We start from the raw sequence: 26,409 nt of genomic DNA, 5'->3' as shown, positions 1-26,409 counted from the left end.
AACGGGGTGGAGATTGCCTGATCTCGTGCCATACGATCGCTGTCCCATACCGTCGATCGAGCAGGTCACGTGCGCAAGCAGTTCTCCGTTCCCGAGCGACTCGGTGGCTTCGGCGCCCTCGCGGCGGTCGCCGCGGTGTGCTGGCCGGTGTTCACCGCGTCCACCGGTCTCGGTGCGCCGTGCCTGCTGTTCAAGTTCACCGGTATCCCGTGCCCGGGCTGCGGCTTGACCACCGCTGCCGTTGCGCTCGTGCACGGACATGTCGGCGCGGCCGCCGCGGCCAACCCCGGCATCTTCGGTCTCGCGGCGGTGACGGTCGTGACCCTTCCGCTGATCGCGCTGCGGCAGTTCGGCGTGATCGGTGCTCCGGTGCCGTGGTCCGACCGTGCCCGATCACGTATGGGACGGCTGATGCTCGTGGTCGCTGCCGTGAGCTGGGCCTTCCAGTTGCACCGGTTCGGATTCGCCTGAGCCGGGACGTTTCGCAATACCCCCAGTTGTTCGTCAAGGAGTTCCATGAACCTCGCATCCTGGCCCGTGCGCGTCGGGGCCTACATCATCGACTTGCTGCCGTACGTGGTGCTGGTTGGCATCGGCGCCGCAGTCGGGAACAACGGCGACGGAACGCTCAGCCCGATCTACTACGTGTTCCTGCTGCTGGGCCTGGTCTACCTCGGCTACAACCGCTGGTTCCTCGGCGGCAAGGGCCAGAGCCTGGGCAAGAAGGCCCTGGGCCTGTACCTGATCAAGGAGCAGACGGGCCAGCCGATCGGTGCCGGCATGGCGTTCCTCCGTGACCTCGCGCACATCGTCGACGGCATCTGCTGCATCGGCTACCTGTTCCCGCTGTGGGACCAGAAGAAGCAGACGCTGAGCGACAAGATCGTCGGTACGGTCGTCACCAAGGCGTAAGCCCGCCATGAGAAGCACCCCGGGTTTCCGGGGTGCTTTTTCATGCGCCCGGTAGCGTCGGCGTGATGAGGCTCGTGCTGGTCGCCGACACCCACGTACCGAAGCGGGCGCGTGACCTGCCGGCGCAGCTTTGGGTGGCGGTCGAGGCCGCCGACGTCGTCATTCACGCCGGTGACTGGGTCGACGAGCCGTTCCTCGACCGGTTCGAGGCCCGGTGCGCGCGGCTGATCGGCGTGCACGGCAACAACGACGGTCCCGCGCTGCGCGCCAGGCTGCCCGAGGTCGCCGACGTCGAGCTCGACGGGCTCCGGGTCGCCGTCGTGCACGAGACCGGGCCGGCGACCGGCCGCGAGCGGCGCTGCGACGCCCGGTTCCCCGGCCGGGACCTGCTCGTCTTCGGCCACTCGCACATCCCGTGGGACACCGTCACGCCCGCCGGCCTGCGCCTGCTCAATCCTGGCTCACCGACGGACCGCAGGCGCCAGCCGTACGCCACCTACATGACCGCGACCGTGGCCGGCGGGGCGCTCGCCGACCTGGTGCTGCACCGGGTGCTCAGAGCGCCTCAAGCGTGAAGTACCGCTTCAGTAACGGCAGCAGCGTCTGGTACGCGATGATCGTGTCGGGCTGCTTGTTGTCGTGCGACAGCACGATCGAGCCCTGCCGGACGTGCTGCTTCACCTCGGCGATGACCCGCCTGATGTGGGCGGCGTCGTCGGCGTCCTTCGTGTGGTTCCAGTCCGCGGGGTCGACGTCCCAGTAGATCGACGCCATCCCCAGGTCCTTCGCCTTCGCGATCAGGCCGGGGGTGAAGTTGCCGCCGGGTGCCCGGAAGTACCTGATCGGCACGCCCGGCGCGGCGGCGCGGATGGCCTCGTTGGTGCGCTTGAGGTCCCAGTCGATGTAGCCGGGATCCTTCTTCGCGAGATTGGTCAGGTGCTGCCACGAGTGGTTGCACAGGGTGTGCCCCTCGTCGGCGATCCGCCGCACCAGGGCCGGGTTGTCCCGGGCGCGGAAGCCGACCAGGCAGAACGTGGCCTTGACGCCGTTGTCGCGCAGCAGGTCGAGGATCTTCGGGGTGTTCACCGGGTCGGGCCCGTCGTCGAACGTCAACGCGACCGCGGTCGTCCCGGTGCGGCTCTGCGAGCCGGCGGCGCCGTGACCGGTGCCCGGCGGGCGGATCACGAACGTGCCCTCGGGCCCCTGCACCGTCGACGCGCTCGCCTTCGGCGACGGCTTCCCGGCCGGCGACTTCGACGCGGACGGGCCCGCCGACGGCGACGCCTCGGCCGTCGGGGAGGGGTCCGCGGACGCGGTCGGGGAGGGGGCGCCGGTGGCGGGCCGGGCGGCCTGGTGGTCCTGCTTCTTGTCCGGCCCGCACGCCGTGAGGGCAAGCATCGAGGCGACCAGCAGCGTGACCACGGACCTGAGTCGGGGCACGTCGAACGCTCCTTACAACTAGCGGCAAAACGCGATGCCCGGCCAACGTAGCCGAATCCGGGCATGATTCACATCCCCTGTAACGCGGTGAAGGCAGGTGAATACGTCGGGTGATGTGGCTCGATGCGGTCGTTACGGTGCCCCTGCAAGCTTCTACCGCGTCCACGCCGTGCCGGAGACCATCTCGACCGGCTCTGCCGCGAGCTTCGCGGCCGGTCGGCCGATCGGCGACGGACTGGCGAAGGTTCGCGACGCGCGGGTGGCCTCGCGATGTGCCAGCAGGTGCGCGGCCTGCGCCTACGCTCGCGGGCCTGACCTCATGACCGTTGGCCGGCGTGCGGTGACCAGCCGGTGGCCGCGGCCCAATCCTCCGCGACGACGATGACGAGGTCGACGACCGGGTCCTTGACGTCGCTGTAGACGCCGATGTCGTCGGGGACGCCGGAGAGGGCGTCGGCGAGGGCGGACTTGAAGGCGCCGTAGGCCGGGACGGCGGCGGGGTGGGCGCGGAACCAGTCGCGGAAGAGCAGGGCCAGGCGTTCGTTCGGGGAGCCGGTGCGCCGGACGTGCAGGTTGATGTCTGGGCCGGACCACATCCGCTTGGCCCATCGGGCCGGGTCGTCGGTGAGGCCGGCCGGCACGTGGTCGCGCTCGTACGGCAGGCGGGACAGGCCCACGGCCCGCAGCGGCGCGTCCAGTGGCGCGTCGAGGTCCGCCACGCTGACCTGCAGGTCGAAGATCGGTTTGGCGGGCATGCCCGGGATCGAGGTGCTGCCGATGTGCTCGACGGCGGCGGCGTGAGGGGCCAGGTCCTGCCGGAGGCGGGCGGCGAGCTCGAGGCCGCGGGCCGCCCAGTCCTCCCGCGGCGCGTCGACGACGATCGGCATCAGTGCTCCGCCGTGGCGTCACGCTTGGCCTTGGCGCGGCGTTTTCCTTCGTGCATCGCCTGTACGCGGGGCACGGGGATCGTGTGGCCCTCCGCGATCAGCGCGGCGTCGAGGCGCTGCGGGGGCGGCATCCGCTCGGCCCACGGGTCGGCGCCGGCGAGCAGGGCGGGCACGGTGTGGACGGTGAAGTCGGCCGGGGACACGTCGTCGAGGTCGTCCCAGGCCACCGGGAAGGAGACCGGCGTCCCCGGGCGCAGCCGTGGACTGTACGCGGCGGCGACCGTCGCGCCGCCGACCCTCGTCGGGTCGAGGAAGACCTTGCCCTCGCGGTCCTCGCGGATGAAGGCGGTCGTGGCCAGGGACGGGTCGAGGCGGGCGGCCCGGGCGGCGACCGCCCGGGTGGCGGCGGCGATGTCCTCCATCGGCGCGTGCGCGTCGATCGGCACGAACACATGCAGGCCCTTGGCGCCGCTCGTCTTCACCACGCTGTCCATGCCGAGGTCGGTGAGCACGGCGCGGATCAGCCTGGCCGCGCCGACCGCGAGCCCGAACGCGTCCGGCGCAGGCGGGTCCAGGTCGAGGATCATGTGGGTGGTGTGTGCGAAGTCGGGTGCCTTCGACAGCAGCGGGTGGAACTCGATGGAGCGCTGGTTGGCGAACCACAGCAGGGTCCGCCGGTCCTCGCACAGCCCGTAGGTGACGTTGCGCTTGGACGACTCGGCCCACACGGTCACCCGGGGCACCCAGTCGGGCGTGTACTTCGGCAGGTTCTTCTGCATGAAGGGCGGCTGGCCCCGCAGCACCCGCACCACCGACAGCGGCCGCCCGGTCAGCACCGGGATGATCTGCGAACGGACGGCGTCGAGGTAGTCGACCAGGTCGCGCTTGGTCGCCCCCGCCTCGTCGAACAGGGTCTGGTCGAGGTTCGTCAGCGCGACGCCGTCGCGCTCCTCGTTCGCAGCGGTCACCGCCACACCGTAACCCCCGTCCGGTCCCGACCCTGGGAACCTAGCGTCCTAGGAAACGTCAGGCGACGTGGCCCCGACCGCAGAACCGCGGCCGGGGTACGCCCGTCACCAGGAGCAGAACACGACGGCGCAGGCGGTCATGCCGCCTCCTCCAGCACCAGATCCATGTTGATCAGGCCGGCGGTGCTGACACCGGCGGCGGCCGAGGCGATGACCGTGGCCATCGGCTCGGTGACGTTGCCCGCGAGGTAGACGCCGGGGACGCTGGTCGTCCCGGCGGGACCGGAGGGGAGGTGCGTGCCCAGGGGCACGCCGTGTGCCTCGAAGGCGGCCGGTGCCAGCCCCAGCGGCTCGAGGAACGAGGCGCGCGCCGCGACCCGTCCCATCGCGACCAGGGCCTCGACCGGCACGACGGTGCCGTCCGCCAGGTGGGCGCCGTCCGCGCCGTACGAGACGACCTCGCCCTCGACGATCCGGATCCCGCGCCGGTCCAGCCGTGCCACGTCGTCAGGGGCCAGGGCGGGCGCGGTGTGCCGCAGCAGCGTGACCTGCGGGGTCCACTGCCGCCACAGCAGCGCCTGGTGGGCGGCCATGCCGCTGGTGGCGAGGACGGCGACCGGCCGGTCCCTGACCTCCCAGCCGTGGCAGTACGGGCAGTGCAGCACCCTGCTGCCCCAGTGCTCGGCGAGGCCGGGGATGTCGGGCAGCTCGTCGACGAGGCCGGTCGTGGCGAGGATCCGCCGCGCCGACACGGTCCGGCCGTCCGCCGTCTCGACGGTGAACCGCGGCGACGCCCCGGTGACGGTGGTGACGACGCCGTCGCGGATTTCGCCACCGTACTGGCTGACCTCGGCCCGGCCGATCGACAGCAGCTCCGCCGGCGGCGTGCTCTCCCGGCCGAGGTAGTTGTGCACGTGGCCGGCGGGCGCGTTACGGGGCTCGCCCGCGTCGATGACCAGCACCCGGCGGCGGGCCCGGGACAGGGTGAGCGCGGCGCTGAGGCCGGCCGCGCCGCCGCCGATGATCACTACGTCGTAGTCGTTGTCCATGCCACGAGCGTCCGTCGCCCTGGCGCCATCCGCAATGCCTGTTGCCGAAACAGCAAGAATGCGTCCTCAGGTAGGACATGGGACCTACCTGACGGGGGCGATCAGGTCGGTCGCGGAGGGGGATGCCGTCGTCGCGCCGCGGGTGACACGGCGGTTGATCGGCGCGTTCGCGTACGGCGGGGGTGGTCCGCCGCGGCGGGTCATGAGGCGGCGCCGGGGCGGATCAGGCCGCTCTCGTAGGCGAACGCCACGGCCTGGACCCGGTCGCGGAGGTCGAGCTTGGTGAGCATGCGGGAGACGTACGTCTTCACCGTCGCCTCGCCGAGGAACAGCGACGCGGCGATCTCCGCGTTGGACCGGCCGCGGGCGACGAGCCGCAGCACGTCGACCTCCCGTTCGGTGAGCGTGGCGAGCTGCGCGGCGGCCCGCGGGTCGGCGACGGGGGAGGCGGCGTACGAGGCGATGACCCGCAGCGTCACGGCCGGGTCGAGCAGCGCCTGGCCGGCGGCGACGGTCCGGACGGCGTGGACGAGCTGCTCGGGCGGCGCGACCTTGAGCAGGAAGCCGCTCACCCCGAGCCGCAGTGCCCGCCGGACGGCCTCGTCCTCGTCGAACGTGGTCAGGATGATCACCTTGGTGGGGCCGGCGGCGAGGATGTGGCCGGCGGCCTCGATGCCGTCACCGTGGGGCATGCGGACGTCGAGGAGGACGACGTCGGGGGTGGTGCGGCGGACCTCGTCGAGCGCGCGGACCCCGTCGGCGGCCTCGCCGACGACCTCGATGTCGGGCTGGTGGTCCAGGAGCATGCGCAGCCCGGCGCGGATCATCGCTTCGTCGTCGACGACCACGACGCGGATCATGGCGTGGCGCCGAGCGGTGACGGCGCACCGAGGAGCGACGATGTGCCGAGTGGGAACGTCGCCCGCACGGTGAAGCCGCCGGGTCGCGCGCCGGCGGTGAGGGTGCCGGAGAACACGGCGACCCGCTCCCGCATCCCGATCAGCCCGTGCCCGCCACCGTCACCGTCACCGGCGGACGGCGACGGCGACGGCGAGGTCACGGCGTTGTCGACTGTGAGCGTCAGCCGGTCCGCGGTGCAGTGCAGGTGCACGCTGGTCGCGGCGGTGCCGGCGTGGCGCAGGACGTTGGTGAGCGCCTCCTGCAGCACCCGGTAGGCGGAGATGTCCTGGGCGCGGGGCACGTCGGTGAGGTCGCCGTCGACGGTCAGCTCGACGGGCAGCCCGGCGGCGCGGACCTCGGCGACCAGGTCGCCGGCCCGGGCGATCGACGGTTGTGCCGCGGTGGGCGAGGGTGTGTCGCGCAGGATGCCGACGAGGGTGTGCAGCTCGCGGACGGACTCGCGGCCGAGCCGTTCGACGCCCTGCAGCATCTCCGCCTGTGGTGTGCCGGCCGGCAGGGTGGCGCGGACGGCGCCGAGCTGCAGGACCATGACGCTGATCGAGTGGGCGACGGCGTCGTGCATGTCGCGGGCGATCCGCTGCCGCTCCTCGGCGACGATCGCGTGCTCGCGGGCGTCGCGTTCGGCGTCGAGGGCGGTGGTGAGCCGGGCGAGCAGCTCGGCGCGGTCCCGCAGCCGGCGGGCGAGCAGGCCGACGCCCCATGCGCCCCAGCACAGCAGGCCGAAGAACAGGTTCTCCCAGGCCATCGCGGCGAGCCCGCTGACCGTGGACCCGGCGGCGCGGCCGGCGATCCACGTGCCGAGGCTCGCCATGAGCTGCGCGGCGAGCGGGGCGGGCCAGGACCCGGACGGCCAGAACGCGAGCGGCCGGGATCCGGACGGCCAGAGGCCGGCCTGCCGGTAGCCGGCCCAGCCGGGCGCGAGGAAGAACCCGAGGACGGCGGCGCCGGTGGGTCCGTTGAGCCCGCCGGCGACCGCGACCGGGAAGGCGGCGGCGACGACGGCGGAGCCGGCGATCGGGAAGCGGCCGGCGAGGGCGGTGCCGGCGACGACGGCGGCGAGCGTCGCGGCGGGCACGGCCGGCGCGGCGGAGAACGCGTTGTCGAGGAGGATCTCGGCGACGCCGATGACCGCGAGGGTGGCAGCGGCGGCCCCGGGCACGAGAGCGGGCAGGAGGGTGGCCCGGGACGCGAGCGTGCGGTGCATGGGGAGATCCTATTGCCGCAGTTCAGGGCCTCGGGTCGGCCGTGCGGCGGACATCGTGACGGTGCCGTGTCCGTCGCGCGGCGGACGCGGGTCGAGACGCCGGACAGCAGACCGGGGGGAGGGCCGGACCATAGCGTCTGCGGCATGAACGAACACGCAACCAGCCAATACGCAACCATGGCCCACCGGGTCCTTCCATACGCCGCCGGCACGTCGCTGATCGCGGGTGCCGCCCTCTTCTTCGCCGGCCTTGCCACGTCCCCGCCGAGCTCCGGCGACGACAAGGCCGCCTACCTGCAGTCCCTGGCCGCCGACCCGTTCCAGACGCAGTTGTCGGCGCTGCTGCTGCACTACGGCAACCTGTTGATGGGTGTCGGTCTGCTGGCGCTGCCGCTGCTCGTGCGGGGCCGCCGGGGCGGTGTCGTCACGCTCGTCGGGGCGCTGCTCGGGGCGCTGTTCCTGACGGAGATGTCCGGGGCGCTGCTGTCGGACTGGTTCCACATGGAGATCGGCCGGAACCTGCCGGTCGAGCAGGCGGTGGCGCTGTCGGACAAGGTCCTGGCGCACCCCGCGCAGCAGCTCGCGTTCAGCCCCGGCCCGCTGGTGTCCGTGGCGCTGCTGCTCACGTTCGTGGGGCTGGCCCGGGCCGGTGTCATCGGCTGGTGGTCGCTGGGCGGGATCGTCCTGGGCTATGCCGGGCTGCTGTTCATGCCGTACGACACGCCGATCCTCCCGGCCCTGGGGACGCTGCCGATGCTGGCCGTGATGGCGTTCGCCGGCTGGCGGGTCGTCGAGCGGGCCAGGCTGGTGGCGCCGGAGCTGGTCGGCGTCGCGTAGCGGACCGGACGACCGGCGGGCCACGCGACGGTGCACAGCACCGGAGCCGCCCGCCGGTCGTAAGGTGTCTGAATGGTCGACGTCACTTTCACGCCCCGGAAGGCGGTGGGTCTGCGCTCCGAGCGCGGACCCGTCCTCGCCTCGGTGATGCTGACCACGGGGCTCGTCGCGCTCGACAGCACGATCATCGCGACCGCCGTGCCGTCCGTCGTCCGGGAGCTCGGCGGGTTCTCGCAGTTCCCGTGGCTGTTCTCGGTGTATCTGCTGACCGCGGCGGTGACGACGCCGTTGTACGGCAAGCTGGCCGACGTCGTCGGCCGCCGCCCGGTGATGTTCGCCGGGATCGCCGCGTTCCTGGTCGGTTCGGTGCTGTGCGGGTTCGCGTGGAGCATGCTGACGCTGATCGTGTTCCGGGCGGTGCAGGGCGTCGGTGCCGGCGCGATCCAGCCGATGAGCATGACGATCATCGGCGACCTGTACACGGTGGAGGAGCGCGCCAGGGTGCAGGGTTACGTCGCCGGGGTGTGGGGCGCGTCGTCGGTGGTCGGCCCGGCTCTCGGCGGTGTGTTCGCGGACTACCTGTCGTGGCGGTGGATCTTCTTCGTCAACATCCCGGTCGGGCTCGCCGCCGTGTGGATGCTCGTGCGTCACCTCAAGGAGCGCGTCGAGCGGCGCGCGCACCGCATCGACTACCTCGGCGCGTCGCTGCTGGTCACCGGCTGCACGCTGCTGATCCTCGGCACCCTTGAGGGCGGGATCGGCTGGGCGTGGACGTCGGCGCCGAGCGTGGCGATCTTCACCGGTGGCGCCGTGCTCATGGTCGCGTTCTGGTTCGTGGAGCGTCGCGCCGCCGAGCCGGTCCTGCCGCTGTGGGTGTTCCGGCACCGCATCCTCGTCGGCGGCAACCTCGCCGCGCTGGTCGTCGGCGCGTTGCTCATCGGGCTCACCTCGTTCGTGCCGAGTTTCGCGCAGGGTGTACTGGGTGCGAGTGCGGTCGTCGCCGGTTTCGTCGTCGCGGCGATGACGCTGGGCTGGCCGCTCGCCGCGACCCTCGCCGGCCGTGTCTACCTGCGCATCGGGTTTCGTGACACGTCCCTGGCGGGTGGCGCGGCCATCATCGCCGGAAGCGTCATGTGCGCGGTGCTCGGCCGGCACGCCGGCATCGGCTGGCTCACGGTCGCCTGTTTCGTCATCGGCGTCGGGCTCGGGCTGATGTCGAGCCCGATTCTCGTCGCCCTGCAGTCGGTGGTCGGCTGGGACCGGCGTGGCGTCGTGACCGGCACCAACATGTTCTTCCGGTCGATCGGCAGCGCCGTCGGTGGGGCCGTGTTCGGCGCGATCGCCAACACGACCCTCGACCGGCGGTTCGCGGTGGCGCCGCCCGGGGTGCGGGAGCGGCTGAGCGGCGGCGCCGACGCGACCGACGTGGTACTCAAGGCGAAGGGGACCCAGCCGGCCGTCCTGGAGTACGTGCGGGGGAGCCTGTTCGCGGCGACCCATCACGTGTTCATCGCCCTGGCCTGCGTTGCGGTCCTCGGTGCCGGTGCGCTGCTGCTCATGCCGCGCAGGACCGAACCGCTGCCGTGATCCGACACACGGTAGATCCTTTTCCTACCGGTCAGGTGGGTACGATCGCCGCCATGCGCTCCAGGAACCTCCTCCTCGCCGCCGGTCTCACCGCGGCCCTCGCCGCCGCTGCCGGCTGCGCGCCGGCCGACGACACTGCGACTCCGGCCGCCTCGGGCGGCTCCAGCTCCGGCGGAGCGAGCTGCGCCCCGGCGAACCTCAAGACGGTCGCCGCGGGCAAGCTCACGATCGCCACCGACGAACCCGTCTACGAGCCGTGGTTCAAGGACAACAAGCCCGAGTCCGGTCAGGGCTTCGAGTCCGCCGTCGCGTACGCCGTCGCCACCAAGCTCGGCTACAGCAAGGACCAGGTCGCGTGGACCCGGGTCACGTTCAACAACGCGATCGCCCCGGGCAAGAAGACGTTCGACTTCGACGTCAACGAGTTCTCCATCACCGACGAGCGGAAGCAGGCCGTCGACTTCTCCGCCCCGTACTACGACGTGACGCAGACCGTCATCGCGCTGAAGTCCTCGAAGATCGCCGGTGCGAAGAGCGTCGCGGACCTCAAGGGCGCCAAGCTCGGCGCGCAGGTCGGCACCACCAGTTACCGTTCGATCACCGAGGTGGTCAAGCCGTCGGCGCAGCCGCAGGTGTACAACAACAACGACGACGCGAAGAAGGCCCTGCAGAACGGGCAGATCGACGGGCTCGTCGTGGACCTGCCGACGGCGTTCTACATCACCGGCGCGGAGATCCAGGACGCGCAGATCGTCGGGCAGCTGCCGCAGCCGTCGGGCACCCCGGAGCAGTTCGGTCTCGTGCTCGACAAGGGCTCGTCGCTGACCGGCTGCGTCAGCCAGGCCGTCGACGCGCTGCGCGGCGACGGCACCCTCAAGACGCTGGCCGACACGTGGCTGTCGTCGGTGCAGGGCGCGCCGAAGCTCTCCTGATGACGTTCAAGCCCAGCCCGTTGCAGCTGGAACGCGACGCGTACCGCCGCCGGCAGACGACCCTGTCGGTGGCGGTCGCGGCCGCGTCCACGCTCGTCGTCGGGGTCCTGCTGTACGTGGCCGTCACCGGCGCGCCCGGCTGGGCCCGGTTCCGCGCCAGCTTCTTCGACTGGGACGTCGCCGTCGAGTCGCTGCCCGAGGTGCTGCGCGGCCTGTGGCTCAACGTGCGGCTCCTCCTGGTGTGCGCGGGCGCGGCCGTCTCGCTCGGGCTCGGCATCGCCACCCTGCGCACCGTCCGGCCCGCGGTCTTCTTCCCGCTGCGGGCCCTCGCGGCCGGCTACACGTACACCTTCCGCGGGCTGCCGCTGATCGTGACGCTGTACCTGTTCGCGTTCGGGGTGCCCGGGCTGCGGCTCAGCGGCACCCCGTCCGTGCTCGTGCTCGGCGGGATCGCGATCGTGCTCACCTACGGCGGTTACATCGCCGAGGTGTTCCGGGCCGGCATCGAGTCGGTCCACCCGTCGCAGCGCGCCGCGGCCCGCTCCCTCGGCCTCACCTACCGCCAGACGATGCGGCACGTGGTGCTGCCGCAGGCGGTCCGGCGGGTGGCGCCGCCGCTGCTCAACGACCTGGTCGCGATGCAGAAGGACGTCGGGCTGATCTCCCTCGCGGGGCCGATCGACGCGATCCGGGCCGCGCAGATCGAGACGGCCGGGTCCTACAACTACACGCCGTACGTCGTCGCCGGGGTCCTGTTCGTGCTGCTGGCGATCCCTGTCGTCGCGGTCACCGACTGGGTCACGCTGCGCGCCGCCCGCCGCCAGTCAGGAGACAACCGGCTGTGACCCTGCTGTCCATCACCGGCGTGCACAAGCTCTTCAACCGCAACCCGGTGCTGCGTGGTGTGTCCCTCGACGTCGCCGAGCACGAGGTCGTCGCGCTCATCGGCGCCTCCGGCTCCGGCAAGTCGACGCTGCTGCGCTGCGTCAACCTCCTGGAACAGGTCGACGACGGCACCATCCACCTCGACGGCGAGGACATCACCGACCCCCGCGCCGACCCGGACAAGGTCCGCCGCCGCATCGGCATCGTCTTCCAGGCGTTCAACCTGTTCCCGCACCTGAGCGTCCTGGACAACGTGACGCTCGCGCCGCGGCACGTCCACAAGCTGCCGCGGCCGGAAGCCGAGGCCAAGGCCCTCGCCCTGCTGGAGCGGGTCGGGCTCGCCGGCAAGGCCCGCGCCTACCCCGACCGGCTGTCCGGCGGGCAGCAGCAGCGGGTCGCGATCGTCCGCGCGCTCGTCAACGACCCCCGGCTGCTGCTGCTCGACGAGGTCACCTCCGCCCTCGACCCCGAACTGGTGGGGGAGGTCCTCGCGCTCATCCGTGACCTGAAGACCGACGGCGTCACGATGGTCCTCGCCACCCACGAGATGAGCTTCGCCCGCCAGGTCGCCGACCGGGTCTGCTTCCTCGACGGTGGTGTCGTCGTCGAGGACGGCCCGCCGGAGCAGGTGTTCGGGGCGCCGCGCGAACCCCGCACCCGGCAGTTCCTGCAACGCATCACCGAAGCGGGCCGCCTGTAGAACCGCTGCCGGTGCGCCGCCGGTACCGGCGAAAAACCGCGTGCACCGGGTGGGTGGCTCCGATATGTTGCGGCGATGACCATGACGCATGCTCTCCTCGCGTCGGCGGCGATGCCGGCGGTGCTGGCCATGCGCCTGCGCGCCCGGCGTCGCGCCCTGGTCCGCCAGGTGTGACGCACGTGTAGAGCGTCGCCACCCGAGCCGCGCCAGGGCCCTCCGAGTCCATCTTCGGAAACGGACGGGCCGCGATGCCGCCTGTCCGTGTTTCGCCGCCCGACGTCGTGGCGGCAGACGGGACCACGGTCATGGCGCCATCCACCCGCAACGCCCATGTCAGAAGCCGTCGCGTGTACGGCCAGAACCTCCTCACCGCACCCGCCGCCGTCCGGCGGCTCGTCGACGCCGCCGGGCTCGACCCGTCCACGCTCGTCGTCGAGGTCGGGGCCGGCCGCGGGCACGTCACCGCCGCGCTCGCCGAGCGGTGCCGCAGGGTGATCGCCTACGAGGTCGACCCGGGGCTGGCGGCGGCGCTGCCGGCCCGCGACGGCGTCACCGTCCGGGTCGCGGACTTCCTCGCCGCGCGGCCGCCGGCGGCACCCTTCGCGGTCGTCGGCAACATCCCGTACGCGCTGACCTCCGCCGTCGTCGACTGGTGCCTGCACGCTCCCGGCCTGACCGGCGCGACGCTGCTCACCCAGCTGGAGTACGCCCGCAAGCGCACCGGCGACTACGGCCGCTGGAGCCGCCTGACGATCGCGACCTGGCCCTGGTGGGACTGGCGGCTCGCGGGGCGGGTGCCGAGGGAGGCGTTCCGGCCCGTGCCGCGGGTCGACGGCGGCATCCTGCGGCTGACCCGCCGCCCTTCGCCGCTGGCCCCGGCCCGCGGCTACGCGGCGTTCGTGGAGCTCGGGTTCAGCGGGGTCGGCGGCTCGCTCCACGCGTCGCTGTGCCGCCGGCACGACCCGCGCCGGGTCTCGGGTGCGTTCCGGGCGCTGCGGCTCGCCCCGGACACGCCGGTCGGGCTGGTCTGGCCCGAGCAGTGGCTGACCCTGTTCCGCCTGCTACAGCAGCGTTCGCGTTAGCGTGTAGCCGGCCGTGGCGGCGGCGAGTCCCAGCACCAGGCTCGCCGCCACATACGCGAACGCCCGCCGCGGCCGGCCCTCCTCGACGAGGCGCAGCGTCTCCAGGCTGAACGTGCTGTAGGTCGTCAACGCGCCGCAGAACCCCGTCGCCAGCAGGGTCTTCACGGCGGTGGGCACCGTGTCGCCGGCGCCGGTCAGCGTCCCGAGCAGCGCGCTGCCGAAGACGTTGACGATGAGCGTCCCGAGGGGTGAGCGGTCCTTGAGCGCCCGTTCGGTGAGGTACCGGGCGGGTGCCCCGACCGCCCCGCCGATCAGCACCAGCAGCAGCGTCACGCGGGACGCCTGGTCGGACGGGCGGTCAGGCGGGCGGTCAGGCGGCGGGCGGACCACACGCCGAGGGACACGGCCGCCATGGCGGTGACCAGTGTCCCCACGACATATGCGGCCGCGATCCAGGCGGCGCCCCGGGAGGCGAGGACGACGGCGTCGACGGTGTAGGTGGAGAACGTCGTGAAGCCGCCGAGGACCCCGACCCCGAGCAGCGGTCGCAGCAGCGGGTGCCGGCCCTCGACGACGACCACGAGGACCCCGATGAGCAGGCAGCCGGTCGCGTTCACGGTGAAGGTCGCCCACGGCACGCCCGTCCCGGCGTCGTGGGGCAGCAGCAGGGCCACCCCGAACCGGGCGGCGCTGCCCGCGGACCCGCCCACGGCGACGGCACCGAGGACGTGTGAGGGGCGTGCGGACATCGGGTCAGGGTACCTGCCGGCCGCGCGAAGGCGGCCCGCCCCGGCGGGACCGTGGCCGCCCTCATCTGGGGTGGCGGCGGGGTCAGCCCGCTTCGGGAATCCGGGTGATGATGGTGAAGCCGCCGGCGGGGACGAGGGCGCGGATGCGGCCGGCCGTCGTCGTGTAGTGCTCCAGCTCCTCGCCGCCGGGGTCGTTGACGGTCACGGTCGCGGCGCCCTCAACGGCCCGGCCGGCTCTGCCTGCCAGGTCGACGTCGCAGACGCGGGTGCTCGTCGCGACGCTGCGCAGCAGGGTCACCCGCGCTCCATGCAGCGGGTCGCGCAGCGTCAGGCAGCGGATCTCCCCGTCGTCGCGGCAGCTGCCGGCCGTCGTCGTCGTGTCCGGGTCCGCCTCGGCGATCCGCGCGACCGCCGCCGCGTGCGGGTCCGCGTCCAGGGCCAGCATCGCCAGGAGCCCGTGGATCGTCGACTCCGCGCCCGCGTCGCGGTGCACCACCCCGCGGCGGCCCAGCTGCCGCGGCGTTCCGTCGACGATGTCGACACCGTCGTAGGTGCGGCCGGTCGCCGGGTCGTACATGGGCGCGCCGGCCGGGTTGTTGCCGAAGAACCACGAGCCGGCGATCCCCGCCAGGGTCGACAGCGCCGGGCGGCCCGTCACCCGCGCCGTGGTCAGCAGCGACTCGACGCGCGACTGCGCGCCGTACGACAGCTGCACCCCGTCGATCGTCAGCGCCTCCCGCGCGCCCGGCACCGCGACCCGCAGGTTGTCCGGCCCGCCCTCGACCAGCAGGTGCGGGGTGAACGACGCGGCGTCGGCCAGGGCGGCGTCGCGTGCGGCCAGGTCACCGGCGACCTCGTACACGCGGGCCAGGCCGGCCGGTGCGAGCCCGGCCCACGCGTGCCAGGCGCTGCGGGACAGCGCCGACGGGAGCACCGCCCCGAACGGCCACGTCCACGGGGTGCCCGTCCGCATCGCCGTGACGCCCTCGGCGAGCTGCTCGACGAGCTTGCGGGCGTCGTCGTCGCCGGTGCAGCGCGTGTACGCGCAGAGCCCCAGCAGCGCCTCGCCGGTGAGGTCGGCGCCGTCGCCGATCAGCCACGCCGGGGTGGCGGACTCCTCGACGACGCGCCACTGCCCGTACCGTGGCAGCACCTGCCGCCGGATGGCGCTCATCGCCAGCCGGAGCCGGCGGCGCAGGAACGCCGCGAACTCCGGGTCGCTTCCCTCCTCGCTGCTGGACGCACTGCTGGACGTGCTGCCGGACGCGGCGCTGAATGCCGCGAAGCCCTCGCCGAGCGCCCACACGGTGCGGGCCAGCCACGCCGACTCGCCCCCGTCGGACGGGTCGGGGCTCTCCGCGGGGATGCCGCTGCGGTTGAGGGTGCCGTCCGGCTGCTGCCACAGCACGACGTTGCCGTGGGCAGGGTCGCCGGGGTCGTCGTCGGTCTCGTCGTCGTGGACGGTCTGCAGGTAGCACAGGCCGCGCAGCAGCTGCCGGGCGGCGTCGCGGCTGGTGTCGGCGCCGGTCGCCTGCCAGTGCCGCACGTAGACGACGGCGGCGCGGGCGATGTCGTCGGCGTTGAACGCGCCCTGCGTGTAGTGGCCGTTGTCGGGGTCGACGGGCCCGCCGCCGACCGGGAGGTAGCTGCCGTCCGGGAGCCGCTCGGCGTAGGTCCACACGACCTCGACCGCGGGCTCCTCGGCCAGCCGGAACGTGGTGTGCCCCGGCTGCGGCGGCGGGGTGAGGCGGACCCGCAACGAGTCCAGATGCGCGAGATTCGTCAGCACGCGTGCCCAGTACCCGACAAGTCCGTATTTATGCCACTATCGGTTGACTGTGAGCTCGCCCAGCTCGGACCAGTCGTCCTGGTCGACGGTCGCGTTGACGATCCGCGGGGTCGCGGCGAGGTACTGCGGCAGGGTCCGCTGCGCCTCCTTGAAGTGGGCCGACTGGACGTGCGCGCCGCCGGCGTCACCGTCGCGGAACGCCTCGACCAGCACGTATTCGTTCGGGTCGGCGAGGCTGCGGGACCAGTCGAACCACAGGCAGCCCGGCTCGGCCCGCGTCGCCCGGGTGAAGTCCCCGGCGATCTCCGGCCACCGCTCCGCGTGCTCCGGCAGCACCTGGAACTTCGCCGTAATGAAGATCATGACATCTCCTCCTGTGTGATCAGCGGAATGCGACCCGTGCCTGGCGGCTCGGCTCCAGGACCATCACCTTGTAGGGGCAGGCCCGCCCGGTGATCGCCTCGTACGCCTTGACCGCCCGGTCGGCGGCGTCCAGGGCCTGGGCGAGGGGCGTCTGCCCCTTGCCCTTGTTGCGAAACAGCGCGCCGTAGAACGCCGAGGCGAACACGGTGCCCTCGTGCCAGCCCACCCGGGTGGACGTGCCGATGTAGACGATCTCACCGTGCAGGCAGTCGCGCAGTGCCTTCTGCCAGGCGCCGATCCCCGTCTTGCAGCCGTCGGCGAGCACCGCGCTCGCGTTGAGCCCGTGCCCGCGCTCGGCCGCGTAGTCACCGAACTCCTGCAGCGCCAGCATGGTCTTGCCGTCGGTGCTGCTGAACGTCGGCGTCTCCGCGTGGTCGCCGTGCGCCATCACGTGCAGCACGTCGCACGCGGCTGTGAACGCGGCGAAGATCGTGTCCGGGTCGCGGGACCGCACGAAGTCGATGTCGACGATCGGGACGGGTAAGCCGGCGTTGATGCTCTGCAGCGTCGACTGCACGAACGCCATCGACGCGTCGAACGACTGGTCGAGCCCGATGTCGAGCAGACTCACCCGCCGGTTCCGCATAACCCGCAGCCCCCCTCGCTCCGGTCACATTGTGCTTCAGTCCGGCAGGACGGGCTTCTCCCACACCGAGACGTGCTGGGCGCTCTCACTCGTGAAGGGCTCCTGCTGCCAGTTCGCCCAGCGCGCGAGCGGCCGCAGGCCCGCCATCTGCGCCATCAGGTCCAGCTCCGCCGGCCACACGTACCGGAACGGGATCGACCGGAACCCGCCGCGGCCACCGGAGATCTCGACGTAGTTCGAGCTCATCGACTGGGTCGCGACGTCATAGTGGTCGTACGCCCAGCGGGTCTCGCTCACCAGGAACGGCACCACGTCCTGCCCCGGCGGCAGCCGCCGCAGGTCGGGCATCATCACCTCGACGACGAACCGCCCACCCGGCTGCAGGTGCGCGGCGACGTTGCGGAAGCACGCGACCTGCGCCGCCTGCGTCGTCAGGTTCATGATCGTGTTGAAGACGAGATACGCGACGGCGAACGAAGCGTCCACCCGCGCCGTCGCGAAGTCCCCGATCGTCACGCCGATCGCGTCGCCGCCGGGCTTCTCCCGCAGCCGGGCCACCATCGCCCGCGACATGTCGATCCCGTGCACGGGCACCCCGCGGGCCGCGAGCGGCAGCGCGATCCGTCCCGTGCCGATGCCCAGCTCCAGCGCCGGCCCGCCGTCGGCGAGCTCGACGAGGGTGTCGACGGCCGGCTCCACGACCGCGGGGTCCGCCATCTCCCTCGACGACTCGTCGTACCGGGCCGCGACCCGCTCCCCGAAATAGCCGTCCTCATCGATCATCGCCGGACCCTATCGCGGTCGTCCGTTTTCGGTACCTCAGGGGCACGGTTTCCGGTTCCGGCCGGGGGTCCGCCGCCGCGGCCCCCGGTGCCGGTGCCGCGGTGGTCAGAGCTGGCCGGTCCGCTCCCGCCAGGCCCGCTCCTTGACGATCCACTCGTTGTCCTGCGGGAACTCGTCGATGCTCGGCACCCGCCGGACCTCGACCTTGCTGCCAGGGAACTGGGGGAGCCGCTTGGCCCACTCGACCGCCTCGTCCTTCGAGGCGACCTCGAGGAGGTAGAAGCCGCCGAACAGCTCCTTCGTCTCCCCGTACGGCCCGTCGGTGACGACCGGCGTCTCGCCGTCGAAGTGCACGACCACGCCCTGCGACGGGTCGTCGAGGCCCTCCGCCGCCAGGAGCACCCCGGCCCGGATCAGCTCCTCGTTGAACCTGCCGACCGTCTCCAGCATCTCCTCGAACGGCGTCTCCATCATCTTCGCCGTCGACTCGTCGCTGCCGCGCATGATCAGCATGTACTTCGCCATCGTGGTTCTCCTCACAGTGAAGGTCGCGTCTCGACCCTCTCACCCCAAGGTCGAACGACCCCCGCGGGGATCGACAAGCCACTCCGACTTTTTTCCGCACGCCGTCCCGGCCCGGGTTTCCGCGCCGTCCCGATCCGGGTTTCCGCACACCGTCCGGTCCGGGTCGATCGACCCGGACCGGGACGGGACGCGTCAGTCGACCTCGACCGCGGCGGCGGCGAACTGGGCCGAGTACAGCCTGGCGTAGGCGCCGCCGGAGGCGAGCAGGGACGCGTGGGTGCCCTGCTCGACGATCGTGCCGTGCTCCATCACGAGGATGAGGTCGGCGTCGCGGATGGTGGACAGGCGGTGGGCGATGACGAAGCTGGTCCGGCCGGCGCGCAGGGTGGTCATCGCGCGCTGGATCAGGACCTCGGTGCGGGTGTCGACGGAGCTGGTCGCCTCGTCGAGGATGAGGATCGTCGGCTCGGCGAGGAACGCCCGGGCGATCGTGATGAGCTGCTTCTCGCCCGCCGAGACGCCGGCGCCCTCCTCGTCGATGACGGTGTCGTAGCCGTCGGGGAGGGTCCGCACGAACCGGTCCGCGTGGGCGGTCTCGGCGGCCGCGACGATCTTGTCCTGGGTGGGGTGGTCGGCGCCGTACGCGAGGTTCTCCGCGATGGTGCCCTGGAAGAGCCACGTGTCCTGCAGGACCATGCCGATCTGCTCGCGGAGGTCGTCGCGGGTCATGGTGGCGATGTCGACGTCGTCGAGGAGGATGCGCCCGGCGGTCAGGTCGTAGAAGCGCATGACCAGGTTGACGAGCGTGGTCTTGCCGGCGCCGGTGGGGCCGACGATCGCGACCGTCTGGCCGGGCTCCACGGTGAGGGAGAGGTCCTCGATCAACGGCTCGTCCGGCTTGTACCGGAAGGAGACCCCCTCGAACGTCACCTTCCCCCGCACCTGGGCGGGGCGCGACGGCTTCACCGGGTCGGGCGACTGCTCCTCGGCGTCGAGCAGCTGGAACACCCGCTCGGCGGAGGCGACACCCGACTGCACCAGGTTCGCCATGCTCGCGACCTGGGTCAGCGGCTGGCTGAACTGGCGGGAGTACTGGATGAACGCCTGCACGTCACCGAGCGACAGCGACCCCGACGCGACCCGCAGGCCGCCGACGACGGCGACGAGCACGTAGTTGAGGTTGCCGATGAACATCATCGCGGGCTGGATGAGCCCGGAGATGAACTGCGCCCGGAACGCCGCGGCGAACAGGGCCTCGTTGTGCTCCTCGAACGCCTTCGCGGCCTCGGCCTGCCGGCCGAAGATCTTCACCACGGAGTGCCCGGTGAACATCTCCTCGATGTGCCCGTTGAGCTTGCCGGTGCTGGCCCACTGCTTCACGAACTGCGGCTGCGACCGCTTGCCGATGCGCATGGTGACCAGCACCGACACCGGCACCGTGACCAGGGCGATGATCGCGAGCAGCGGCGAGATCCAGAACATCATGCCGAGGACGCCGACGATCGTCAGCAGCGACGTGAGCAGCATGCTCAGCGACTGCTGCAGGGTCATCGCGATGTTGTCGGTGTCGTTGGTGGCGCGGCTGAGGACCTCGCCGCGCGGCTGCTGGTCGAAGTAGCTCAGCGGCAGCCGGGACAGCTTCGCCGACACCTGCTCGCGGAGCCGGTAGACGGTGCGCTGCACGACGACGGTGGTCAGCCGGGCCTGGAGCAGGCCGAGGATCCAGGCGCCGAGGTAGACCACGGCGACCCACAGCAGGACCCGCTCGAGCCGGCCGAAGTCGATGCCCCGGCCGGGCACGACGTGGTCCATGGCGGCGAGCAGGTCGGCGAAGCGGTCCTGCCCGCGCTCCCGCGCACCCGCGACGGCGTCGGCCTTGCTGATGCCCGCGGGCAGCTGACGGCCGACGATGCCCTCGAAGATGACGTCGGTGGCGTGGCCGAGCAGCCGCGGCCCGACGACGGAGAGCACGACGCTGCCGATGCCGAAGACCAGCACGGCCGCGACGAGCAGCCGGTCGGGTGCGAGCATCCGCAGCAGCCGCTTCGAGGAGCCCTTGAAGTCGTCCAGCTTCGCCGGCGGCCCGCCGGCGCCCATCATCATCCGCCCGGGCCCGAACGCGGGCGGCGAAGGCCGCGACCCGCCACCCGGCCCACCAGGGCGCCCCGGTCCGGTCATGCTGCGGCCTCCTGTTCGGTGAGCTGGGAGAGGACGATCTCGCGGTAGGTGGCGTTGCCGTCCATCAGCTCGGTGTGGGTGCCCGTGCCGACCACGCGGCCCTCGTCGAGCACGACGATGGTGTGCGCGTCGCGGATCGTGCTGACCCGCTGCGCGACGATGACGACCGTCGCGTCGGCGATCTCGGCGCGCAGCGCGTCGCGCAGCGCGGCGTCGGTCGCGTAGTCCAGGGCGGAGAACGAGTCGTCGAAGAGGTAGACCTCGGGCCGGGCGACGAGCGTCCGGGCGATCGCGAGCCGCTGCCGCTGCCCGCCCGAGACGTTGGTGCCGCCCTGCGCGATCGGCGCGTCGAGCGCCTCGGGCATCGCCCGGACGAAGTCGGCGGCCTGTGCGACCTCCAGGGCCCGCCACAGGTCGGCGTCGGTCGCGTCGGGCCGGCCGTAGCGGAGGTTGGTCGCGACGGTGCCGGAGAAGAGGTACGGCTTCTGCGGCACCATGCTCACCGTCGCCGACAGCAGCGCCGGGTCGATGTCGCGCACGTCGACGCCGTCCACGAGGACGGTGCCGCCGGTCGCGTCCATCAGGCGGGGGACCAGGTTGAGCAGGGTGGTCTTGCCGGCGCCGGTGCTGCCGATGATGGCCGTCGTCTGCCCGGGCCGGGCGGAGAGGTCGATGCCGCTGAGGACCGGCGACTCCGCGCCGGGATAGCGGAACTCGACACCGCGCAGCTCCAGCTCGCCGTGGCGGGGGAGCGCGGTGACCGGCTTCGCCGGCACCACGACGCTGGACTCGGTGGTGAGGACCTCCTGGATGCGCTCCGCGCACACCTCGGCCCTGGGGATCATGACGAACATGAAGGTGGCCATCATGACCGCCATGAGGATCTGCATCAGGTAGCTGAGGAACGCGGTCAGCGCCCCGACCTGCATGCCGCCGGCGTCGATGCGGTGCGCGCCGAACCAGAGCACGAGGATGCTGGAGGCGTTGACGACCAGCATCACGGTGGGGAACATCAGCGACATCAGCCGGCCCACGGCGAGGGACACGTCGCGCAGGTCACCGTTGGTCTTGGCGAACCGGACCCGCTCGTGCTCGTCGCGGACGAAGGCGCGGATCACCCGGATGCCGGTGATCTGCTCGCGGATGACCCGGTTGACCAGGTCGATGCGCTCCTGCATGAGGCGGAACAGCGGCCGCATCCGCACCACGATGACGGCGATGATCCCGATCAGGATCGGGACCACGACCAGCAGCAGCGCCGACAGCGGCACGTCCTGCACGAGGGCGAGGATGATGCCGCCGACGCACATGATCGGCGCCGTGACCATGAGCGTGAAGGTCATCAGCACCAGCATCTGGACCTGCTGGATGTCGTTGGTCGTGCGGGTGATCAGCGACGGGGCGCCGAACTGCCCCACCTCCCGCGCCGACAGCTGCTGCACCTTGTCGAAGATGCCGGCGCGCACGTCCCGGCCGAGGGCCATCGCGGTGCGGGCGCCGTAGTAGACCGCGGCGGCGGAGCAGACGATCTGCACGAGCGTGACGGCGAGCATCCAGCCGCCGATGCGCATGATGTAGCCGGTGTCGCCGGTGACGACGCCACCGTCGATGATGTCTGCGTTGAGGGTCGGCAGGTACAGCGTCGCCGTGGTCTGCACCAGTTGCAGCAGCACGATGAGCCAGATCGTCCTGCGATACGGGCGCAGATAGGTCTTGAGCAGTCGGATCAACATCGTCAGGCGTCTCCCCCGGAGGTGTCGGTCGGGCGGATGAGCAGGCCGTCGAGCAGGACGGCGACCACGCCGTCGGCGTCGAGCTCGCCGGGCTCGGCCAGCTCCGGCCGGACCGACGCGATCACGAGCAGCACGAGCATGCCGGCGGTGGTGGCGGGGCTGCGGCGCAGCAGCGCCCGGTCGGGCTCGATGAGGGCCTCGACCGCCTCGGTCAGCACCCGGCGGCCTTCCATCAGCTGCTCGACCTGGCGCCGCCCGGTCTCCATCGGCAGCGTGCGGGCGACCATCATGAGCTGGACATTGGCCTCGAACCGGCGCAACAGGATCGCCGCCGCGTCGCGCATGCGCTCCCGCAGAGGTGCCCGCGGGTCGATCGCGTTGAGGTCGCGCAGCACCGCCTCCTGGTCGAAGGCGGTGCCGAGCGCGGCGAGGATCAGCGACGCCTTGTCGGGGAAGACACCGAAGATGGTGCCCTCGGCGACGCCCGCGGCCTCGGCGATCTGTTTCGTGGTGACCGCCGCCCCGTGGGTGCGCAGCAACGGGATGGTCGCGGCGACGATCGCCGCCCGCCGCTCGTCCGGCGACAGCGCGGGAACGCGCCGGCGCCGGGCCCGCACGGGCTGCTGCTGGTTCACGCCGGTCACCCTACTGAGCGAGCACTCACTCGGACAAGCGAATAAGCGCTGAGCGGAACATGCCGCGCACGCGGGATGCAGCCAGCGGCACGCGCAGCTGTGCGAGCGCAGCGAGCATTGGGGGTCCGGGGTGAGAATCCCCCGGCGGGCCCCGCCGCGGCAGCGGTGGGGAGGTGAGCTTCGGCGGAGCCGAATGCGGGTAACAGCTGACAGCTAACAGCTAACGGCTACCGCACGGCAACCGGGTGTGATCGCGGCGGACACCTCAGTGTCCGGACCCTTGTGGAGCACAGTCGAGTCTGGGGGACGAGATGACGACACCTGCTCACGACGAGGAAGCCCGCCTCGCCGCGCTGCACAGTTACGGCGTCCTCGACGGCCCCCGCCCCGTGGCCCTCGAGGACCTGACCCGCCTCGCGTCGTCGATCTTCAACACGCCGATGTCGGCGGTCTCGCTCATCGACCGGGACCGGCAGTGGTTCGCCGGCAGCACCGGCCTCGCCGACACCGAGACGTCCCGCGACGTCTCGTTCTGCGCGCACACCCTGCCCGAGCGGCGGCAGCTCGTCGTGCCCGACGCGCACGTCGACCCGCATTTCCGCACGTACCCCAACGTCACCGGCGACCCGCACATCCGCTTCTACGCGGGCTCCCCGCTCGTCGACGAGGACGGTCACGCCCTCGGCGCCCTCTGCGTCATCGACGACCGCCCCGGCGACCTCGGCCCCCGCCAGCGCGAGGCCCTGGACACCCTCGCCGCGCAGGCCGTCGGGCACCTGTCCCTGCTGCGCAGCCGGCTCCTGCTCACCGAGCTCGGCGACGAGCTGGCCCGCGCGACCCAGCGTGAGGAGGACCTGATCGCGACCGTGTCGCACGAGCTGCGCACCCCGGTCGCGGCGATCCAGGGCTACCTGGAGCTCCTCGCGGAGGAGGAGCAGCTCGCCGCGTACGCCCGCCTCGTCGAGCCGATCCAGCGCAACGGCGAGCGGCTCGTCCGTATGGTCGACCACCTGCTGACCGGCACCCGCCCCGCGCACGCCCCGACCGAGCTGCACCGCACCCAGGTCGACCTGGCCATGGTCGTCGAGGCCGCCTGGCGCGCCTGCCGCGCCCTCGCCGAGCAGCGCGGGGTGGCCCTGTCGGCGGTCCCGCCGCCGGCCCGGGTGATCGTCCGCGCCGACGTGACCCAGCTGACCCACGCCGTGCAGCAGCTGGTGCGCAACGCGGTGCTCTTCACCCCGTCGGGCGGCGACGTCTCGGTCTCCGTCTTCGACGGTCCGGCACCGGCCGTCGAGATCGCCGACACCGGCGTCGGCGTCCCGGCCGACGAGCTGCCCTACGTCTTCCAGCGCTTCTACCGCGGCCGCCACGCCCGCCAGCAGGCCGTCCCCGGCGTCGGGCTGGGCCTGCACATCGCCCGGCAGGCCGCCAACGCGCACGGCGGCACCGTCACGCTCAGCTCGGCCGGCGCCGGCACCACGGCCCGCCTGACGCTGTCCGCATAGAGCGCACGGTGGAACTTTCACGGCCGGGCCGAAGTCCCGCCGTACCCGCGACGTCGATGCTTGCCAATGGCGGGAGGCCGTGGGAACACTGCGCTCACCTCATGTGAGGAGGAGCACATTGCGCCCAGTGTGGAGCGTCTTGGCGGCCCTTGCCGTCGGCGCTGTCGCGGTCCTCGTGGTGCCCGCCCCGGCGAGCGCCCACGGTGTCGCGATGGTGCCCGGCAGCCGCACCTACCTGTGCTATGTGGACGGTCTGCGGGCCAACGGCCAGATCGCCCCGTCCAACCCCGCCTGCGCCGACGCCGTCGCGCAGGGCGGTCAGCAGCCGCTGTACGACTGGTTCGGCGTGCTGCGCTCCGACGCCGGCGGCCGCACCACCGGCTACATCCCCGACGGCCAGATCTGCGGCGCGGGCACGACGAAGTACGCCGCGTACAACGCCGCCCGGACCGACTGGCCCACCACCCACCTGACCGCCGGCGCCACGATCCAGATGCGCTACAGCAACTGGGCCGCGCACCCCGGCACGTTCCACCTGTACGTGACGCGCAACGGCTGGAGCCCCACGACGCCCCTGGCGTGGGGTGACCTGGAGCCGTTCTGGAGCGCGACCGACCCGCCGCAGTCCGGCCCGCCCGGCGCGCTGAACTACTACTCGTTCAACGCGACGCTGCCGTCGGGCAAGACCGGCAAGCACATGCTGTTCATCCAGTGGGTCCGCTCGGACAGCCAGGAGAACTTCTTCAGCTGCTCCGACATCGTCTTCGACGGCGGGCACGGCGAGGTGACCGGCATCGGCGGCACGCCGTCGTCGCCCTCACCCTCCGTCTCGGTCTCACCGTCGAGGAGCACGTCGCCGTCGGCCTCCACCTCCCCCTCGAGGAGCACGTCACCGTCGGCCTCCAGCTCCGCCTCGAGGTCGGCCTCGCCGTCCACCGGGACGGGGACGGGCGCCTGCACCGCCACCTGGAGCCTCGTCCCCAGCTCGTGGGCCGGGCACTTCCAGGCCGAGGTCACCGTCCGCAACAGCGGATCCGGCAGCCTCAACGGATGGACGGTGCGCTGGTCGTACAGCGGCGGGCAAGGCTTCGAGGGATCGCCGTGGAACGGCACACTCGTCGCGCAGCCCCCCAACCCGGCCGTCAGCAACGTCGACTGGAACAGGGTCCTCGCCGCCGGCGCGACCACGTCGTTCGGCTTCAACGCCACCGGCACCGCCCCGGCGACCGCCCCGACCCTGAGCTGCACCAGCCCATGATCAAGTCCCCCTTGTTGCGGCTGCTGACCGGCGTGGTGGCGGTGGCGTTGGTACTGGCAGGCCTCGTCATCGCCACCACCCGGACCTCGAAGCCGGACGCGCCGGCCGAGAAGGAGGCGGTGCACACCGTCACCGGCGCGCACGACGGCCGGCAGGCGGCGACGCTGGAGGTGGTCACCGGCGCCGAGTCGGTGATCATCCACAGCGAGCCGATGGACGGCTACCTGTACCGCGCCTCGACCCTGCCCGGCAGCCGCGTCGAACCCGCCGCGGCCGTCGACGGCGAGGTCGTCCGGCTCAGCCTGAACGGCACGGAGATCGCCGGCCAGGCGACGGTCCACGTGTACCTGAACTCGACCGTCCGCTGGACGCTCAAGCTCGCCGGCGGCGGCCTGCGGCAGGTCGTCGACTTCGCCTCCGGCCGCCTCGCCGGCGTCGACGTGGTCGCCGGCGTCCAGGAGCTCGACGTCACCGTCCCGAAGCCGGAGGGTGAGCTGCCGATCCGGGTCGGCGGCGTCGGCAAGCTCCTCGTCCACGCTCCCGCCGGGCCGCCGGCCCAGCTGACGCTCGGCCAGACCAGCACCGTCGGCAAGGCGACCCTGGACACCTCGGCCAAGCAGAACCTGGCCGGCGGCGCCGTCATCGCCCTGCCCGGCTGGCAGCAGGCCGCCGACCGCTACGCCCTGCACGTCGACGGTGGCGCCGCCGAGGTCCTCCTCGACCGCCGCTGAGCAGAGGGCGCGACCCGCCCCACCGACACCCCCGGAGAGAATTTCTCCGGGGGTGTCGTCGATCCGGGGCAGGCCCGTTCGACCTCGGGGTGAGAAGGTCGGAACGCGAC

28 protein-coding genes are annotated in these 26,409 nt (G+C 72.2%); 12 read left to right on the top strand and 16 right to left on the bottom strand.

Going from position 1 to position 26,409, the window contains the following annotated elements; translation table 11 throughout:
• The first annotated feature begins 147 nt into the window (after positions 1 to 147).
• From ACFY3L_RS34525 to ACFY3L_RS34515, 3 genes are all read left to right on the top strand, one after another.
• On the top strand, positions 148 to 471 hold the full coding sequence (locus ACFY3L_RS34525) for a DUF2752 domain-containing protein (protein ID WP_389333811.1): 324 nt from the start codon (positions 148 to 150) through the stop codon (positions 469 to 471).
• A gap of 45 nt (positions 472 to 516) precedes the next feature.
• Positions 517 to 912, top strand: coding sequence for an RDD family protein (locus ACFY3L_RS34520; protein WP_389333808.1), 396 nt, complete (start codon positions 517 to 519; stop codon positions 910 to 912).
• 65 nt (positions 913 to 977) lie between these two features.
• Positions 978 to 1,487, top strand: coding sequence for a metallophosphoesterase family protein (locus tag ACFY3L_RS34515; RefSeq protein ID WP_389333805.1), 510 nt, complete (start codon positions 978 to 980; stop codon positions 1,485 to 1,487).
• Here ACFY3L_RS34515 and ACFY3L_RS34510 read toward each other — a convergent pair.
• The 6 genes from ACFY3L_RS34510 to ACFY3L_RS34485 all read right to left on the bottom strand — a co-directional run bounded on the left by ACFY3L_RS34510 (position 1,468) and on the right by ACFY3L_RS34485 (position 7,381).
• Positions 1,468 to 2,352, bottom strand: coding sequence for a polysaccharide deacetylase family protein (locus ACFY3L_RS34510; protein ID WP_389333802.1), 885 nt, complete (start codon positions 2,350 to 2,352; stop codon positions 1,468 to 1,470). The genes ACFY3L_RS34515 and ACFY3L_RS34510 overlap by 20 nt on opposite strands.
• 317 nt (positions 2,353 to 2,669) lie before the next feature.
• Positions 2,670 to 3,239, bottom strand: coding sequence for a GrpB family protein (locus ACFY3L_RS34505; protein ID WP_389333799.1), 570 nt, complete (start codon positions 3,237 to 3,239; stop codon positions 2,670 to 2,672).
• Complete coding sequence (locus tag ACFY3L_RS34500; RefSeq protein WP_389333796.1) at positions 3,239 to 4,207, bottom strand: DNA polymerase domain-containing protein; 969 nt, start codon at positions 4,205 to 4,207, stop codon at positions 3,239 to 3,241. Before ACFY3L_RS34500 ends, ACFY3L_RS34505 begins: the two co-directional genes overlap by 1 nt.
• Before the next feature lie 137 nt (positions 4,208 to 4,344).
• On the bottom strand, positions 4,345 to 5,256 hold the full coding sequence (locus ACFY3L_RS34495) for an NAD(P)/FAD-dependent oxidoreductase (protein ID WP_389333793.1): 912 nt from the start codon (positions 5,254 to 5,256) through the stop codon (positions 4,345 to 4,347).
• Positions 5,257 to 5,456: 200 nt separating this feature from the next.
• Positions 5,457 to 6,116, bottom strand: a complete 660-nt coding sequence (locus tag ACFY3L_RS34490; RefSeq protein WP_389333790.1) for a response regulator — start codon at positions 6,114 to 6,116, stop codon at positions 5,457 to 5,459.
• A complete protein-coding gene (locus tag ACFY3L_RS34485; protein WP_389333787.1) occupies positions 6,113 to 7,381 on the bottom strand; it encodes a sensor histidine kinase in 1,269 nt (422 codons plus the stop codon). Before ACFY3L_RS34485 ends, ACFY3L_RS34490 begins: the two co-directional genes overlap by 4 nt.
• 144 nt (positions 7,382 to 7,525) lie before the next feature.
• Between ACFY3L_RS34485 and ACFY3L_RS34480 the strand changes: the two genes are divergently transcribed.
• From ACFY3L_RS34480 to erm, 6 genes are all read left to right on the top strand, one after another.
• Positions 7,526 to 8,218, top strand: a complete 693-nt coding sequence (locus tag ACFY3L_RS34480; protein WP_389333784.1) for a hypothetical protein — start codon at positions 7,526 to 7,528, stop codon at positions 8,216 to 8,218.
• Between the two features lie 72 nt (positions 8,219 to 8,290).
• Positions 8,291 to 9,805, top strand: a complete 1,515-nt coding sequence (locus tag ACFY3L_RS34475) for an MDR family MFS transporter (protein WP_389333781.1) — start codon at positions 8,291 to 8,293, stop codon at positions 9,803 to 9,805.
• Between the two features lie 53 nt (positions 9,806 to 9,858).
• Positions 9,859 to 10,737 (top strand): ABC transporter substrate-binding protein, encoded by an 879-nt coding sequence (locus tag ACFY3L_RS34470; RefSeq protein ID WP_389333778.1) that lies wholly within the window; start codon positions 9,859 to 9,861, stop codon positions 10,735 to 10,737.
• A complete protein-coding gene (locus tag ACFY3L_RS34465) occupies positions 10,737 to 11,582 on the top strand; it encodes an amino acid ABC transporter permease (protein ID WP_389333775.1) in 846 nt (281 codons plus the stop codon). The genes ACFY3L_RS34470 and ACFY3L_RS34465 overlap by 1 nt, the downstream gene beginning before the upstream one ends.
• Positions 11,579 to 12,322, top strand: a complete 744-nt coding sequence (locus ACFY3L_RS34460) for an amino acid ABC transporter ATP-binding protein (RefSeq protein ID WP_389333772.1) — start codon at positions 11,579 to 11,581, stop codon at positions 12,320 to 12,322. The genes ACFY3L_RS34465 and ACFY3L_RS34460 overlap by 4 nt, the downstream gene beginning before the upstream one ends.
• Before the next feature lie 305 nt (positions 12,323 to 12,627).
• Positions 12,628 to 13,404, top strand: a complete 777-nt coding sequence (erm, locus tag ACFY3L_RS34455) for an ErmE/ErmH/ErmO/ErmR family 23S rRNA (adenine(2058)-N(6))-methyltransferase (RefSeq protein WP_389333769.1) — start codon at positions 12,628 to 12,630, stop codon at positions 13,402 to 13,404.
• Here the strand turns inward: erm and crcB are convergent.
• The 10 genes from crcB to ACFY3L_RS34405 form a co-directional block, all read right to left on the bottom strand.
• Entirely contained in the window at positions 13,384 to 13,737 is a 354-nt protein-coding gene (crcB, locus tag ACFY3L_RS34450; RefSeq protein WP_389333766.1) for a fluoride efflux transporter CrcB, read from the bottom strand. The genes erm and crcB overlap by 21 nt on opposite strands.
• A complete protein-coding gene (locus tag ACFY3L_RS34445) occupies positions 13,734 to 14,153 on the bottom strand; it encodes a fluoride efflux transporter FluC (protein ID WP_389333763.1) in 420 nt (139 codons plus the stop codon). The genes crcB and ACFY3L_RS34445 overlap by 4 nt, the downstream gene beginning before the upstream one ends.
• A gap of 82 nt (positions 14,154 to 14,235) precedes the next feature.
• Positions 14,236 to 15,942, bottom strand: coding sequence for a hypothetical protein (locus tag ACFY3L_RS34440; protein ID WP_389333760.1), 1,707 nt, complete (start codon positions 15,940 to 15,942; stop codon positions 14,236 to 14,238).
• A 36-nt stretch (positions 15,943 to 15,978) separates the two neighbouring features.
• The gene (locus tag ACFY3L_RS34435; RefSeq protein WP_389333757.1) at positions 15,979 to 16,305 is read right to left on the bottom strand and encodes a putative quinol monooxygenase; all 327 of its coding nucleotides are present in this window, start codon (positions 16,303 to 16,305) and stop codon (positions 15,979 to 15,981) included.
• Between the two features lie 19 nt (positions 16,306 to 16,324).
• The gene (locus ACFY3L_RS34430) at positions 16,325 to 16,936 is read right to left on the bottom strand and encodes a hypothetical protein (protein ID WP_389333754.1); all 612 of its coding nucleotides are present in this window, start codon (positions 16,934 to 16,936) and stop codon (positions 16,325 to 16,327) included.
• 51 nt (positions 16,937 to 16,987) lie between these two features.
• Entirely contained in the window at positions 16,988 to 17,734 is a 747-nt protein-coding gene (locus tag ACFY3L_RS34425) for a class I SAM-dependent DNA methyltransferase (protein ID WP_389333751.1), read from the bottom strand.
• Positions 17,735 to 17,839: 105 nt separating this feature from the next.
• Positions 17,840 to 18,259: a YciI family protein gene (locus ACFY3L_RS34420; protein ID WP_389333748.1), complete on the bottom strand. Its 420-nt coding sequence runs from the start codon at positions 18,257 to 18,259 to the stop codon at positions 17,840 to 17,842.
• Positions 18,260 to 18,451: 192 nt separating this feature from the next.
• Complete coding sequence (locus ACFY3L_RS34415; RefSeq protein WP_389333745.1) at positions 18,452 to 20,437, bottom strand: ABC transporter ATP-binding protein; 1,986 nt, start codon at positions 20,435 to 20,437, stop codon at positions 18,452 to 18,454.
• The gene (locus ACFY3L_RS34410) at positions 20,434 to 22,170 is read right to left on the bottom strand and encodes an ABC transporter ATP-binding protein (RefSeq protein WP_389333742.1); all 1,737 of its coding nucleotides are present in this window, start codon (positions 22,168 to 22,170) and stop codon (positions 20,434 to 20,436) included. Before ACFY3L_RS34410 ends, ACFY3L_RS34415 begins: the two co-directional genes overlap by 4 nt.
• Before the next feature lie 2 nt (positions 22,171 to 22,172).
• Positions 22,173 to 22,805, bottom strand: a complete 633-nt coding sequence (locus ACFY3L_RS34405) for a TetR/AcrR family transcriptional regulator (protein ID WP_389333739.1) — start codon at positions 22,803 to 22,805, stop codon at positions 22,173 to 22,175.
• Positions 22,806 to 23,116: 311 nt separating this feature from the next.
• Between ACFY3L_RS34405 and ACFY3L_RS34400 the strand changes: the two genes are divergently transcribed.
• The 3 genes from ACFY3L_RS34400 to ACFY3L_RS34390 all read left to right on the top strand — a co-directional run bounded on the left by ACFY3L_RS34400 (position 23,117) and on the right by ACFY3L_RS34390 (position 26,299).
• Entirely contained in the window at positions 23,117 to 24,310 is a 1,194-nt protein-coding gene (locus ACFY3L_RS34400; protein ID WP_389333737.1) for an ATP-binding protein, read from the top strand.
• A 127-nt stretch (positions 24,311 to 24,437) separates the two neighbouring features.
• Positions 24,438 to 25,568, top strand: a complete 1,131-nt coding sequence (locus tag ACFY3L_RS34395; protein WP_389333734.1) for a lytic polysaccharide monooxygenase — start codon at positions 24,438 to 24,440, stop codon at positions 25,566 to 25,568.
• The gene (locus ACFY3L_RS34390; RefSeq protein WP_389333731.1) at positions 25,565 to 26,299 is read left to right on the top strand and encodes a hypothetical protein; all 735 of its coding nucleotides are present in this window, start codon (positions 25,565 to 25,567) and stop codon (positions 26,297 to 26,299) included. The genes ACFY3L_RS34395 and ACFY3L_RS34390 overlap by 4 nt, the downstream gene beginning before the upstream one ends.
• The last annotated feature ends 110 nt before the right edge of the window (positions 26,300 to 26,409 follow it).

Origin of the sequence: Dactylosporangium sp. NPDC000521, assembly GCF_042898305.1 — a bacterium.
In the GTDB taxonomy this organism is placed as follows: Bacteria; Actinomycetota; Actinomycetes; order Mycobacteriales; family Micromonosporaceae; genus Dactylosporangium.
The sequence above is the reverse complement of the archived record's forward strand: the minus strand, read 5'-3'. Positions and strand labels throughout refer to the sequence as shown.

Coding starts and splice junctions, on each gene's coding strand:
- ACFY3L_RS34520 (WP_389333808.1), top strand. CDS start 517: ATGAACCTCGCATCCTGGCCCGTGCGCGTCGGGGCCTACATCATCGAC.
- ACFY3L_RS34515 (WP_389333805.1), top strand. CDS start 978: ATGAGGCTCGTGCTGGTCGCCGACACCCACGTACCGAAGCGGGCGCGT.
- ACFY3L_RS34505 (WP_389333799.1), bottom strand. CDS start 3,239: ATGCCGATCGTCGTCGACGCGCCGCGGGAGGACTGGGCGGCCCGCGGC.
- ACFY3L_RS34495 (WP_389333793.1), bottom strand. CDS start 5,256: ATGGACAACGACTACGACGTAGTGATCATCGGCGGCGGCGCGGCCGGC.
- ACFY3L_RS34490 (WP_389333790.1), bottom strand. CDS start 6,116: ATGATCCGCGTCGTGGTCGTCGACGACGAAGCGATGATCCGCGCCGGG.
- ACFY3L_RS34485 (WP_389333787.1), bottom strand. CDS start 7,381: ATGCACCGCACGCTCGCGTCCCGGGCCACCCTCCTGCCCGCTCTCGTG.
- ACFY3L_RS34480 (WP_389333784.1), top strand. CDS start 7,526: ATGAACGAACACGCAACCAGCCAATACGCAACCATGGCCCACCGGGTC.
- ACFY3L_RS34475 (WP_389333781.1), top strand. CDS start 8,291: ATGGTCGACGTCACTTTCACGCCCCGGAAGGCGGTGGGTCTGCGCTCC.
- ACFY3L_RS34470 (WP_389333778.1), top strand. CDS start 9,859: ATGCGCTCCAGGAACCTCCTCCTCGCCGCCGGTCTCACCGCGGCCCTC.
- ACFY3L_RS34465 (WP_389333775.1), top strand. CDS start 10,737: ATGACGTTCAAGCCCAGCCCGTTGCAGCTGGAACGCGACGCGTACCGC.
- erm (WP_389333769.1), top strand. CDS start 12,628: ATGGCGCCATCCACCCGCAACGCCCATGTCAGAAGCCGTCGCGTGTAC.
- ACFY3L_RS34445 (WP_389333763.1), bottom strand. CDS start 14,153: ATGTCCGCACGCCCCTCACACGTCCTCGGTGCCGTCGCCGTGGGCGGG.
- ACFY3L_RS34435 (WP_389333757.1), bottom strand. CDS start 16,305: ATGATCTTCATTACGGCGAAGTTCCAGGTGCTGCCGGAGCACGCGGAG.
- ACFY3L_RS34425 (WP_389333751.1), bottom strand. CDS start 17,734: ATGATCGATGAGGACGGCTATTTCGGGGAGCGGGTCGCGGCCCGGTAC.
- ACFY3L_RS34420 (WP_389333748.1), bottom strand. CDS start 18,259: ATGGCGAAGTACATGCTGATCATGCGCGGCAGCGACGAGTCGACGGCG.
- ACFY3L_RS34415 (WP_389333745.1), bottom strand. CDS start 20,437: ATGACCGGACCGGGGCGCCCTGGTGGGCCGGGTGGCGGGTCGCGGCCT.
- ACFY3L_RS34410 (WP_389333742.1), bottom strand. CDS start 22,170: ATGTTGATCCGACTGCTCAAGACCTATCTGCGCCCGTATCGCAGGACG.
- ACFY3L_RS34400 (WP_389333737.1), top strand. CDS start 23,117: ATGACGACACCTGCTCACGACGAGGAAGCCCGCCTCGCCGCGCTGCAC.
- ACFY3L_RS34390 (WP_389333731.1), top strand. CDS start 25,565: ATGATCAAGTCCCCCTTGTTGCGGCTGCTGACCGGCGTGGTGGCGGTG.